Source organism: Psychromonas sp. KJ10-5 (assembly GCF_055808325.1).
The window spans coordinates 3,492,442-3,506,486 of the sequence record NZ_CM147864.1 but is presented as its reverse complement, the minus strand read 5'-3'; the positions used below and the strand labels follow the sequence as shown (position 1 = coordinate 3,506,486).

8 protein-coding genes are annotated in these 14,045 nt (G+C 39.0%); 2 read left to right on the top strand and 6 right to left on the bottom strand.

The window, feature by feature from the left end; translation table 11 throughout:
- Window positions 1-42: 42 nt before the first annotated feature.
- The 3 genes from AC0L3W_RS15390 to AC0L3W_RS15380 all read right to left on the bottom strand — a co-directional run bounded on the left by AC0L3W_RS15390 (window position 43) and on the right by AC0L3W_RS15380 (window position 6,862).
- Window positions 43-921 carry a transglutaminase family protein gene (locus AC0L3W_RS15390; RefSeq protein WP_290041444.1) on the bottom strand — a complete coding sequence of 293 codons (879 nt, stop codon included), beginning with the start codon at window positions 919-921 and terminating at the stop codon, window positions 43-45.
- Window positions 918-3,437 (bottom strand): circularly permuted type 2 ATP-grasp protein, encoded by a 2,520-nt coding sequence (locus tag AC0L3W_RS15385; RefSeq protein WP_409440120.1) that lies wholly within the window; start codon window positions 3,435-3,437, stop codon window positions 918-920. The genes AC0L3W_RS15390 and AC0L3W_RS15385 overlap by 4 nt, the downstream gene beginning before the upstream one ends.
- 113 nt (window positions 3,438-3,550) lie before the next feature.
- Window positions 3,551-6,862 (bottom strand): transglutaminase family protein, encoded by a 3,312-nt coding sequence (locus AC0L3W_RS15380; protein ID WP_409440121.1) that lies wholly within the window; start codon window positions 6,860-6,862, stop codon window positions 3,551-3,553.
- 501 nt (window positions 6,863-7,363) lie between these two features.
- Here AC0L3W_RS15380 and AC0L3W_RS15375 point away from each other — a divergent pair.
- Window positions 7,364-8,128 carry an SHOCT domain-containing protein gene (locus tag AC0L3W_RS15375; protein WP_409440122.1) on the top strand — a complete coding sequence of 255 codons (765 nt, stop codon included), beginning with the start codon at window positions 7,364-7,366 and terminating at the stop codon, window positions 8,126-8,128.
- Between the two features lie 34 nt (window positions 8,129-8,162).
- On the top strand, window positions 8,163-9,347 hold the full coding sequence (locus AC0L3W_RS15370) for a zinc-binding metallopeptidase family protein (RefSeq protein WP_290041449.1): 1,185 nt from the start codon (window positions 8,163-8,165) through the stop codon (window positions 9,345-9,347).
- Window positions 9,348-9,398: 51 nt separating this feature from the next.
- Here AC0L3W_RS15370 and AC0L3W_RS15365 read toward each other — a convergent pair whose 3' ends face one another.
- The 3 genes from AC0L3W_RS15365 to AC0L3W_RS15355 are packed head-to-tail and all read right to left on the bottom strand — an operon-like array spanning window position 9,399 to window position 14,045.
- Window positions 9,399-10,586 (bottom strand): beta-barrel domain-containing protein, encoded by a 1,188-nt coding sequence (locus tag AC0L3W_RS15365; RefSeq protein WP_290041450.1) that lies wholly within the window; start codon window positions 10,584-10,586, stop codon window positions 9,399-9,401.
- Window positions 10,579-12,759: a type I secretion system permease/ATPase gene (locus AC0L3W_RS15360; protein ID WP_409440123.1), complete on the bottom strand. Its 2,181-nt coding sequence runs from the start codon at window positions 12,757-12,759 to the stop codon at window positions 10,579-10,581. Before AC0L3W_RS15360 ends, AC0L3W_RS15365 begins: the two co-directional genes overlap by 8 nt.
- The gene (locus tag AC0L3W_RS15355) at window positions 12,759-14,045 is read right to left on the bottom strand and encodes a TolC family protein (protein WP_409440124.1); all 1,287 of its coding nucleotides are present in this window, start codon (window positions 14,043-14,045) and stop codon (window positions 12,759-12,761) included. The genes AC0L3W_RS15360 and AC0L3W_RS15355 overlap by 1 nt, the downstream gene beginning before the upstream one ends.

The window sequence follows — 14,045 nt, the reverse complement described above, 5'->3', positions numbered from 1 at the left end:
TCGCCTTTTCATTAACTCATGTTTAATAATGACGTTGTCTAATTACCCTAATCGAATCATATCCACCGCAACATCTAATGCCTGAGAGCCTCCACCAAATACCACGCCCTTTAAAGGAGTAACATCTGAGAAATCTCGTCCAACAGCTAAGGTAATATGCTGATCTCTAGGTAACACATCATTTGTAGGATCAAAATCCAACCAACCATAGCCAGGAACAAAAATGGCAAACCAAGCATGTGTTGCATCGGCTCCCTCTAATTTCTCTTCACCTTCTGGTGGCAGTGTTTCTATATAACCACTTACATATCTTCCCGCTAATCCAATGCTACGTAAGCAAGCTAGCGCAAAGTGTGCAAAATCTTGGCAAACGCCCCTTTTTTGTGCAAAAACAACACTTAAAGGCGTACTAATCGTAGTAAAACCAGGGTCATACTGAAACTCATGAAAAATTCGTGCCATTAAATCTTTACATGCTTCTATCAGGCTTGCCTTTTCGGTAAAAGAGACTAGAGCATAGTCACGAATACCCTTTTCTAATTGGGTAAGTTGCGAAGGTAAAATAAATTCAGATACTTTTAATAACTCGCTTGTATTAGGCGTTGCAAGTATATCTCTGGCTTTTACCCAAGGCATATCGATACGCTTAAGGTCAATATTTTCTGGTACCAATAACTCCACTTCACTAACCATAGTGACAGCTAATACTTTATGTTGAGTAGTAATTTCAAACACAGTGACTCTATTATTAAAATAGTCCGTATACTCTTTTAAATAACTACTTGGAGGATCTATTTGTATATGACTGCTATGACATATCTGCGCTCGATTTGTTTTCGGCGTTAAACGCGCTTGGTTTTGACATAAGCTTACAAAATCAGCGTATTGATAGGTGGTGGTGTGTTTTATTTTATATTTCACGATTGAGCTTGCTCAATGTTAGTCCAATTTAATTTATTGGCAGTTTGTGTATGAGAAAAGTATTGTAATAGTAATACATCACAAAAGGTATTTAAGTTGCTACGAATGTGATGATTGAACTCTATTAATTGTTCACGCTTGCCTTCCGTACTCACTTGTAAATAATCTTTTTCGGTGACGTAACAGGTGGTTTTTGACAATACAATTGCTTTTTCATGAGCCGCAATCACACCCGGTCGCCTTTTTGTCGGCAAATGCTTACAAAGCGTATTAATCTGTTCTAATTGAAATAACAGCGAGCGCGGGTATTCTGCATCTAATAATAAGAGTTCAAGTCCTGTGCCAATACTTTGATGCATACGATAACGACGCTTGTGGGTCACTAAGCTGACCTGACACGTTAACACCGATTCCAGTAAAGCAATTTCAACTGGTTCTTCTAGCTCTTCGGTTAATAGGGCTGCGCTTAATGAGGTAATTTGCAAACTACGCTCAATACGGCGCCCAATCTCTAATAAAAACCAACCGTTACTATTTGGCATACAGTCCGCAATCGAGCCATTGAAAGCCATTATTGAACCAATCACTTTATCTAAACTGGTTTGTAAGGTACGTGAGCTTGTATTAATGTTAACTGACGACAGAGCTTTTACCTGTTCATTGATTTCATCAATAATACGGCGACTGTCATAGGACAATAGCTCTTGAATTTGTACTGCTGCATTCGCTAAATACTTAAGAGTATTAACAATACTTCCTGCACATTGCTCACCAGCTAATAATTGAAAGGCCATGGTTTTAGCACTTTCGTTATTTAATGTTTGCAATACAGGCTCTTGCTCAATATAAGGATAAACAATATGTTGGGAGTGTATTGCACTGAACAATCGAGTAACCATGGAATGCCGCATTGCGTCTGGATAGATAGCTAACTCAGTATAACGATCGATAAAAATACGTAATACTCGAACAGTACTTTCAGCTCTTTCTAAATAGCGACCCAACCAAAATAGATGTTCTGCAGTACGGCTTGATATCACGCCTTCTAATAGGGTCACATCCATGCGTTTTCGAACGGGTATAGAAGCAATTGGGTCAGCAACTGTATTCTCATCATTGGCATTAATCCAAGTATCTTTGATCCATCCAGATAGGCTTGGGTAATGGCTAACTTCATTAGAAAAACATAGTGCAGAAGGTAATACTTCCACCCCATGCTCGGTATTTAAAGCATAACAACGGAATACCACAGGTTTAGCAATCAGTTGTCCGCCACTCCAAAAAGGCGCACTACTAAACGTGGGTTTATCTTGGAAATAATAGTTTTCAGGTTGTGTGTTAATCAGTTTTTTAATTTGCTCTATGTTGGCGGCACCGTCTAATTTAAACGTGCTATCTTGATAACTTAATAACTCTAACCCTCTCCACTCAACTTCTTCAACTTGATCCACCGCATAATAACTGGCTTGACCGAGCAACAAAGGCTGCGCTAATAATTTTTCAGATAAAACGGCTAGATTAGCTTGTACTGCAGGAGATGATAGGATGCCACTACCAAACGGATTTAATACTTTGACAGACCCTTCACGCACTGCTTGTAATAAGCCAGGAATACCATGTAATGAGTATTCTGTTTGTTCTAGGGAATCAATACTATGATCAGGCAACCAACGTAAAATCACATTAATTTTCCCTAACCCTTGTAATGACTTTAAACACACCTCTGCGTTTCTCACGGTTAAGTCTGCACTTTGTACTAAGGTGTAACCAAAATAAGTGGATAAGAAGGCGTGTTCATTGTAATTAGGATCATCGATACCTTGCGTCAAGATAACTATTCTAGGATCGTCCATATAACGAGTGTATTCATTAATCGTATCTTGGAATGCTGCTAAAAATTGTTTTATCTGCTGAACATTACATTCAGCAAACTCTTCAGCCATCACTCGACGGGCAATGACTCGGCTTTTTAATAACAAACCTAAGCCTAATGGACACTGACAATGGTCAGCTAAAACTTTAAAACCACCGCTTGGCGTACGATAAACATCAATTGCGGTAAAAAATAACTTTAATTCATTGCCGGGAAGGCTGAAACCTTCACGCAAATACCGTTTATCTTGAAACAAATATTTGGCTTCAAGCGAACCATCCATTAATAGTTTTTGCTCACCATAAATATCTTGTTGAATTTTATTTAACAGCGTCACTCTTTGTTTAATACCTGCTTCTAGTGACTGCCAATCTTGCTTGGAAAACATAAAAGGTAAAGGATCAAAGTGCCATTGATGATTGCTTTCATGTTTAATATTGCCATTTTGTAATAACTGACTGATTTCAATGGCACGTCCAGTGACCTCTTCCGCACTTAAGCTAGATAGACGATTGAATAATGTATCCCAATGTTTAGGTAGTAAACCACTATGGTTAACAAGCTCATCATGATCATGTGATTTATTTAGATAGAGGGACAACCATTCTGGCAATTCCGGCATACTGCTGTTATTAATGTACATGCTGAAAATGCTCCATTTTTAAGACATCATTAGTTAGTAATGATCTATTCAGGCAAGAAAAAAGGCATTCCACTTTAATAAATTTCAAAGTGGAATACTACTTTTATCCAGACTTATTTAAAGGCTGGTTGACGACGTAAATCCAAGGTATGTGGGTAATCTTGGTTAGTACTTTCTTCTGCTGGAACTACAAACTCAGTCACTGATTCGGCAGCATGAAAAGTATGGGTCGCAGCAGATGGTATCCAGCTAGGTTGGTCTGACATCAATAACGATGGCGTATGGCCATGCTCCCAAAATCTCGCCACTCGACGCCCTTCAGCTTCAAATGCATTAACCGGTAATGTTTCTGGATTACGACCACCAGCATGACTTACATGATATACAAACCCACCCAGTGAACGACCTTCCCAAGTATCGATCAAGTCAAAAGTTAAAGGAGCATGTACACCAATGGTAGGATGCAATGCTGTCGGTGGTTGCCATGCACGATAACGAATACCTGCCACCATCTCGTCTTTTGCTTTACCTTTCACAGCTTTTAACGGCACACGACGACCATTACAAGTCACTACATAACGATCACTGATCGTTCCTTGTACTTTGATTTGTACCCTTTCTAATGAAGAGTCTACGTAACGTGCAGTTCCAGATGCACTCGCTTCCTCACCTAATACATGCCAAGGTTCGATGGCTGTTCTTAACTCTAAGGTCACATTATCAAGTTCACGCGTACCGCATACAGGGAACCTGAATTCAAAGAACGGATTTAACCAACCTAATTGGAAAGCAAAACCTGCTTGTTGTAAATCACGAGTCACTTCTGCTAAATCATTCTCTACATATTGAGGAAGTAAGAACTTATCATGTAACTCTGTTCCCCAGCGTACTAAAGGTTTGTGGTACGGTTTTTTCCAGAACCAAGCCAATAGTGTACGTAATAACAACATTTGTACTAGGCTCATTTGTTCGTGCGGCGGCATTTCAAAGCCCCTAAACTCTACAATTCCTAAACGACCTGTTGCTGAGTCAGGAGAATACAACTTATCAATACAGAACTCTGCACGATGCGTATTACCCGTTAAATCCACCAATAAATTACGTAACAACCTATCCACTAGCCACGGCTCTGGTACTTCACCTTCTGGCATGTGTGAAAAAGCAATCTCTAACTCATAAAGCACTTCATCACGAGCTTCATCTACACGTGGCGCTTGGCTGGTTGGGCCAATAAATAAACCAGAAAATAGGTAAGATAACCCAGGGTGATGCTGCCAATAAGTGATAAAGCTACGCAAAATATCTGGGCGACGTAAGAATGGACTTTGATCTGGTGTTTCACCGCCTAAGGTTACATGGTTACCACCACCAGTTCCGGTATGACGACCATCGGCCATAAACTTATCTGTGCCTAAACGCGCCTGTTTAGCTAGCTCATAAAGTATAGTGGTTCTATCTACCAGCTGCTCCCAAGATCTAGATGGGTGAATATTCACCTCAATAACACCAGGATCAGGCGTCACAGCATATTTTTCTACGCGGCTATCTTTAGGTGGGCTATATCCTTCAATCACTACTGGCATCGAAATTTCTTTTGCCACACTTTCAATCGAGTTTAATAAACTTAGGTAATGTTCAAAATGGCTAGTTGGCGGCATAAAGATATATAAACGCCCATCTCTCACCTCTAGTACCATCGCTGTTTTGATCATCTCTTTGCCAATAAACCCTTTTTTCAATTTTTTAGGTTTAGCAAAAGTATCCGGAATATCAAAAGGGTCTCGATCAATAATATTATCTGTCCACGCCAAGCTGTCTAAAGGTAAGCGATAACCTAATGGTGATTCACCCGGTAACAAGAAACAGTGTCCACGTTTAAATTCCCATGCACAGGATTGCCAGCAGTTTTTACCATCATTCCATTGTAAAGGTAAGACATAACCTACTGGTTTATCTATGCCTTTTTCCATCTTTTCTAAAAAACCTTTGCGGCTCATGGCATGTAATAATTTAGCATCTTTTGGTCCAGGCTCTGAAGGTAACGAGCCCTCTTGCCACATGTGATAAATAATATCCTCATAGGCAGTGGTTAATGCTTCTTTGCTTAAGCCTAATGCCTCACTGAGTTTTTCAGCAAATTTTTGGCTGTCGGTATGGTCTAACTCATAATCTTTATTAGGATCAGCTAATAAACTAGTATCCTTCCACAGAGCCACTCCATCTTTGCGCCAATAACAAGCATATTGCCAGCGTGGTAAAGGTTCACCTGGATACCACTTACCTTGACCATAATGGGTAAAACCACCTTTAGTGAAGACTTTATTCATCTCCACGAATAGGTTTTGTGCCAAGACTCTTTTTTCTTTACCGTCGGCTTCCGTATTCCACTGAGGATGCTCCATATCATCGATCGATATAAAGGTTGGCTCGCCCCCCATAGTAAGATGAATACCTTGATCATCATAAATATCATCAACATGCTGGCCTAAACGATTAATCGCCGACCACTGCGCTTCAGAATAAGGCTTGGTCACGCGAGGGTCTTCATGAACACGCGTTACTTTATTATAAAAACTGAACTCTGATTTACAGTCATCAATACCACCTGTCACTGGGGCAGCAGAACTTGTCTCAGGCGTACAAGCTAAGGGGATATGTCCTTCGCCGGCAAATAAGCCAGAAGTAGGATCTAAACCAATCCAACCCGCTCCTGGAATATAAACCTCAGTCCAAGCATGTAAATCAGTAAAATCTTCTTCGGGGCCACTAGGCCCATCAAGTGATTTCTGATCTGAGGTAAGCTGTACTAGATAACCTGATACAAAACGAGCAGCTAACCCTAAATGGCGAAATAACTGCACCAATAGCCATGCGGAATCACGACATGACCCAGTTTTTTTAGTTAGGGTTTCATTTGCCGTTTGTACGCCAGGTTCAAGACGAATACCATAACCGACCAGCTCATAAATAGCTTGATTTACCGCCACTAAGAAATCAACACTGCGAATAGGTTCTTTGGGTGTTAAAGAGGCGATTAGCTCGAGAAGCTTGGGGCTAGCTTTACGTTTTTTTAGATAAGGAGCTAATTCAGATTTGGATATTTTATCGTAAACGAAAGGAAATTCTTCTGCATATTCTTCTAGAAAGAAGTCAAAGGGGTTAATAACCGTCATTTCTGCAACTAAGTCTACGGTAAAACTAAACTCGGTGGTGGGTTCATTGAATACCACCCTGGCTTGATAGTTACCAAAAGGATCTTGCTGCCAATTGATATAATGGTCTTCCGGTGTAATTTTTAATGAATAACTTTTAATTTTTGTGCGGCTATGTGGGGCTGGACGTAAACGAAATATATGCGGCCCCATGTTTACTAAGCGGTCATATTTATATTCAGTATGATGCGAAATACCAACAGTGATTGTCATCGACTAATTCCCCTTTAATGATATGCAGCTATATAAATAGCACGAAAATGTTACTGGGTGTTGATTTATTTTTTGCAATATTTATTCCACTTGCATGAAATATAATGGAAATAAGTCATTAGCCTTAATTAAGGGCCTTCAATCCTAAATTAATGGGTTTCATAAACAAAGACTACACTAGGATAATAATTTAAGACGTGCCGACTGGTGCAATAAATGCACTAAAATAGAACTAAAATTTAGAATAAGAACAACATAGTTCATATTTTTATTTGCCGGCGCATGAATAATATCCCTCATTATCAGAGCATTACACCAGCCTGCTAGATTTAAAAAATAGTTCATAATAAAGCTGCTCTGTAGGTTAACAATAATGCTATGATAGAGCATATTTTGAGCATTTATTTAACATTAAAATAACTGCGAAAAAACTCAACAACACCATAACGATTTATTCACCTTAACAACCACACTTAACACTACCAAATGGGATACAGCCTTATGCAAAAGCTAACAGATATTGGTGAACACTTCGTCAACGAACTCTCTTCTCGTTATGGCTTAAGCCAAGATGCCATCGTACATATGCTCGTTGCGGTAAATAATGGCGGCTGCTCCATGGCACAATTTAACTGCCCGGAATTAGGTGGGTCAGGACAATGGATGCGTGGGGGAATGACCATGGTAGGTGATATGTTTAATAGCGGTTTAAAAATGACCGTTGATAATTTATGTAACGAGTTGGCTAATGTTTTGACTAATAATCAAATATTCCCTGTTGTCCCTGCTGGTACACCAGGTAGTAATCAATGGTGGCCAACAGATTTAGGACAACCCTTCAGTAGTGGAGCGCAAAACAATATTCGTTATGCTGTATTTCCTAATAGGTTAGCGGTTGAGTTAAATGGTCAAATCTCTATTTACGATACACTTGACCATAATATCGGCGGTGTTAGCCAGCAACAGGGAAGCAACGATTCACTTACTTTTAGTAGCCAATGGGGCAATATTCATATCAGTAGTTTGCCTTTAATTTCAGGCCAATCATTACCCGCTTCAGGCAATACCAATTTTGCACAAGAAAATCATTCAGTAACGCAGTCAACTGAAGCACCGACAACAACGGCAGAAATGCCTAATGAGCAGTTTAACGCTGCTAATCAGATGATTGAAATTATTACTAAATTGTCGGAATTGAGAGATATGGGAGTGTTAACTGAAGATGAGTTCACTAAAAAGAAAACAGAACTATTAAACAAAAGCTAAATACTGCTTTGTTAGCACTTTATACGGTAAAAAGATGAAAACATTTAAATGTAATTGTAGTGAGCAGCCGATTCTATTTTTTGAAAGTAGCCACTGCCTTGCCTGTGGAAAAACAGTTGGAATTGATGATCAATTTGATCAAGTTGAACCCTATGAAATAGAGCCAAAAACAGGACTCTTTTATAAACAGGGTACTCCACAGGTAAAATATAAGAAATGTGATAACCACATCCAATTTAATGCCTGTAATGGCATGGTGAATCTAAGCACTTTCAGCCCAATTGCTGACAGTGATGAGGTATTGTGTTTTGCTTGCCGATTTAATGAAACGGTACCAGATTTAACTATCATAGAGCACATTCCATTGTGGCATAAAATGGAAACAGCAAAACGACGAGCACTTTATACGCTAAATGCTTTACCTGTGCCTTTACGTAATCTAGCAGAAGATCCGGTAACGGGGCTGAGCTTTGATTTCATCGCAGATCGTAATGTAAATGATCATTTTTCTAGCCCATTAGCTGGTCAAGAAACCGTCTTTACTGGTCATGACTGTGGACATATTACTATTAATTTAGCGGAAGCTGATGATGTTGCTCGTTCGCAAACCAAACATGCTATGGGAGAACGATACCGGACGCTACTAGGCCATTTCCGCCATGAATTAGGCCATTATTATTTTGATCAATTAATAGCTCAAACACCTGAAAAACATACTCTATGTAAGCGATACTTTGGAGATGATGAATTAGATTATCAAGAGGCGCTCGACAAACATTATAAACAGGGTGCACCAGAGAATTGGCGTGACACTTTTATCAGTGAATATGCGACTATGCATCCCTATGAAGATTGGGCAGAAACATGGGCTCATTATATGCATATTATTGATACCTTGGAGACTGCACAAAATTTCTCTATTAGTGGCTCTACATCGGGGCATGATACTGAAGAGTTTGAGGCTTTGAATCTACCGCAAGATGCTTCTTACTTTATGGGACAAAAAGACATTACGCAGATTCTCGATAGTTGGGTAGAGTTCTCGGTGATGCTGAACTCTTTGAATCGAAGTATGGGATTGGCAGATGCTTACCCTTTTATTTTAACGCAGGCGGTAAGAACCAAGCTATCATTCATCCATCACGCGATACATAACAAATTACACCTGCTTCCTAAGTTAGGGAAAGCAGAAGCAAATAAGCTCACTATTACAAAATAGGCGACAATAAATGGATATCCACACCGCTTAACAATCAGCGGTGTAAATACATTAATAAAGCGATGCTTTAATTAATGGTTTTAATAAATAGCTAAGTACAGTTCGCTTAGCGCCAAGTATATCCACTTGAGTTATCATACCTGGCCTAATTGGCAATTTTTCACCATTACGTTCAAGATAATTTTTATCTGTATGTATTAAAACTTGGTAATAATATTCTTTACCTTTTGCCGTATCTTCTTCAAATGTATCCGCACTGATTTGTTCCAATGTACCTTCTAAATCACCATAAATAGTATAGTCATAGGCGGTAATTTTCACTTTTGCTTTCATACCTGGTGCTAAAAATGCAACATCTTTAGGTTTAATACGTGCTTCAATTAATAGCTGGTCATCAACAGGTAACACCTTCATGATCGGTTCACCAGGTTGAATGACACCACCTCTTGTTGTGACTAAAATATCGTTAATTTGTCCACGTACTGGCGACACAATTTGAGTACGTTTTAATTGATCTTCCTTCTGTACTAATGTTTCCATTAACGCATTTAAATAGCCTTTTTTCTCGGTAAGCTCTGTATAAGCGTCCTGCATATAACTATTATTTACACTAGCCACCTTCCCTTTTAACTCTTCGATGGTTTTATCAACTTTCAATAATTCCATCTTACTGACAGCTTTACGTTTTACTAATGGTTTCAGTACAGAATACTCTTTGTTGGATATATCAATTTCACGTTGCAAAGATGCAATTGTTTGCTGTTTTCTATCTCGACGAGCTTTAAACAGTGCTATTTCAGATTTCGCTTCAGGTGTATCTAAATCGAATCCATCGGGGAAAGTGATCGTATTTTGATTTTTTACTTCTGAGTCTAATCGAGCAATCGCTGCTTTCAAGGCAACAGCTTGGCTAAGCCCTTCCATGTAAGCTGCGTAAAATCTTGTTTGATCTAAGCTGACTAACACTTGCCCAGCCTCTACCATATCGCCTTCATCCACTAGCAGAGCTTCAATAATTCCCCCCTCTAAGCTTTGGATCATTTGTAAACGGCTCGAAGGGATAATGCGCCCCTCACCTCGTGTTACTTCATCTATTTCTGCAAAACTTGCCCATACCACGAATAAAATCACCGTTAAGATACTTAACCATAAGCCTGGTTTTGCCGCAGGGTGCATAACCGTATACTCTGGGTCATTTAAAGACCTTAATAATCGTGATTGCTTATGCTGTTTAGACATTAGACTTGCCCTGTTTATTAGTAGAAAGAATTTCTTTTAATGAACCATCCATGATCACTTTCCCTTTATGCAGAACCACTCCTCTTTGCCCAATCGATAACATCCTTCTTTTATGTGTGGACATAATAAGTGTCCGTCCTTTCAGCCATTGGTTAAGAAAAACCAATACTTTTTCTTCACTATTTTGGTCAAATGCAGCAGTCGGCTCATCCATTAAAACAATGCGTGGATCTTGTAATATAATACGCGCTAATCCAATTGCTTGTCGCTGTCCACCCGACACACTGCCATTCCCTAAAATAGGCAAATCTAGACCTAAAGGGTGCTCTCTGGCTGCAGTACCTAAACCGATTGCATCCAACGCTTCGAATAATTCATTGTCGCTATGGCTTTCACCATCGAGCAATAGATTATCTCGTAAAGTACCATGAAATAATGCGATATCTTGTGGCAGATAACCTATCCCTTGACGTCGATCACTAGGGTCTATTTGTCCTAAATTGACATTATCCATTAATACTCGACCATCACTTGGATCGCTTAACCCTGCTAATATTCGCAATAACGTCGACTTGCCGGCACCATTACAACCCAATAGCATAACTCGACTACCAGCTGTAATTTTTAAGTCTTGAATATCTAGAGTCAATGCATCTTCTTGAGAATAACGAAACTTAATATTATCTACGTGATACTCGCCCTTTAAATCAGGTTTACGTACAAACTTACGATCCACAGTACGTTCAATAGGTGCATTCATTAGTTCATCTAGGCCTTCAAGGGCAACTTTTACATGTTGCCAACGAACCAATACACCGGCCATTTGATTTACAGGCGCAATAGTACGAGAAACCAACATGGTACAAGCAATCAAACCACCTATCGTTAGATTGCCATTATTGATTTCGAAAACACCAATAATTAGCACGCCAACATAACAAAGCTGTTGAGTCATCGAAGCACCTAAAGTTAAAAAGGAATGAATTCTTTTAAGTAGCACATTTTCATCGGCTAGTTGCGCTGACAACTCTTCCCATAACTTTAAATTCCTCCCTTCTGCTCGCGTCGTCTTTACTGTTTCTAAATTGTCTATTACTTCTAACATTAAACCGTGTTTAATCGCGCCTTCTCTAAGGTTTGCACGAGATAATTTAGCTAACTTTTTTTGCATCAATAAACTAGGTAGTAACATTAATAAAATACCGATCACAGGTACCCAGACTACAGAACCACCAATGTAAGCAATCACACTTAAGAAGATAATAATAAAAGGAAAATCACTGATAGTCGCTGCTGTTGAAGAGGTAAAGAATTCACGAACACTTTCAAACTCTCTAATCTGGCTGCTGAAAGCACCAGTAGATCCAGGTTTAGCAGATAAACGAATCTGCATCACTCGTTCAAACAATAGAGAGGATAGTTTTATATCCAGACGCTTCCCTGTGGCATCTAATAAATGCGCACGTATCACTCTAATAACAAAATCCAGAATAATGGCGAGGATAACTCCAGAGGAGAGAACAAAAAGCGTATCAAATGCACTATTCGGTACGACTCTATCGTAAACTTGTAAAGCAAATAATGAAGTTGCTACAGCTAATAAATTTGCGACAAAAGAAGCAACTGCGACTTCTGCATAGGCAGGCCAACAACGAGATAATGGCCCTTTAAACCAGTGTTCATTTGCTTCTTTTGCATAGTTTCCAGCACGATCATCTTTTCTAAACTTAGGTTTAGCAAGAATAGCAGTACCTGTATAAATATCTTTGAGTTCATCAAGGCTGAGATCATTAATACCGCCTCCAGTCTCTGGCAATAAAACTTTTGCTGTACCTTGTTTAAGATCTAACTCTGAAAGAATAACCGTAGTACCAGACTCAGTTAATAATAACGCTGGCAATAAACGTTCAAAGATATCTTCAAGTTCAATATCCACAACACGTGCAGACAAGCCTATACGAGCAAGGGAACGCGGAACATAATCTAATGCCAACTTTCCTTCATGCAGTGGATAACCATCAGCTAACTCAGAAGAGGTTACTTTTCGGTCAAATAATCCACAAAACAAAACAAGGCCTTTTCTTAAAGGATCTTTTTGTACTTTTGTAAATTGGAATCGACGAGAAGAATGAGGAAGCGTTTTTTCTTGTTGTTGTTCTGTTCCTTTTTCCATTAGTATCTTTCTCTCTCACCTTGCAGCAATAATAGCTTATTCAACATGCCTAGTTTTGAAGCGGTACGATAAGGCAACATTTGATATTCTGATGAAGCACTAATTAACTGCGTTTTTAATTGGAATGTCTCCGCTTCATTGGTCAATAGATCTTCAATAGTTCTTAAACCTGCACTGAATTGGTCTAAATAAACTTTGACTAAATGCGAAGATTCTTTAACTTGATATTTTAACGCTTCGACTCTTTGTCGTAACGCAATTCTACTTTCACTATCAGAACCAAACTCTCGTGCTAAATCACGATGTACTGACTGTAACTCCCATTTTGCAGCTTCTACTAATTGTAGTTCAGATTGCGCTTGATAATAGGCAGATAGACCTTGGTTAATTTGCATTTTTACATTAATGCCAATAGAAGAGTCTTTAGTAAGTACACCATTTACATCTCTTTTTATCGTACTTGCTTCCAACACCACATTAGGCTTCAAGCCCGCACTGGCACTTTTAGCATCAAATTCAGCAATATAAATATCTTGCTGAGCTTGCATATAATCAGGAGATTGAACAATATTTTCCTCTAATTTATCTTGAGTATTCAATTGTTCAAATATGTCGAATGACTCAGTAAATTGAGGTAGGGTGCTAGGAGGTTGTCTAAGAAGTAATATATAAAGCCGTTCTGCCGCTTTAAGTTCGCCCTGAATAGTTGCAAATTGCTCATCAACATAAGCTTGATATTTAAATACTTTACTTAATTCTGAGCTGTCGCTAAATTGATAATTATCTCGTTCTTTAGCTAACAAATAAATACTATGTAGCTCACTTTGATACTGCTGTAATACGTTTAATTTTTCCCGCGCAGTGTAGATCTCATAGCAAACCTCAATGACCTCTAATGCAACTTCCGATCGAGCACTTAATAAAGCATGTACTTGTTTTACTTTCTTCGCTGTGGCTGAATCGATATTACTCGCTACTTTCCCCCAGTCATACAAGGTTTGTGAAAGAGTCACATCGTAACCTAGCTCTCCATATAACCCGTGCTCTGGTCCAACCGATAAATCTAAAGAGGGCCAATAGCCCCCCTCTTCCACTTTTATTTGCGTAATAGCACTTTGGATTTTCGCCTCTTCTACTTTGATTTTAGGGTTATTTGCTAACCCTATATTCACTAACTGCACTAAAGAAAACTGATTAGTACTTTGATTATATTCATCTAAAGCATAAACACTGCTGCCCTTAGCACATAAAAGCAGCATAACTATAAAGTAACGTTTAATGGGCAT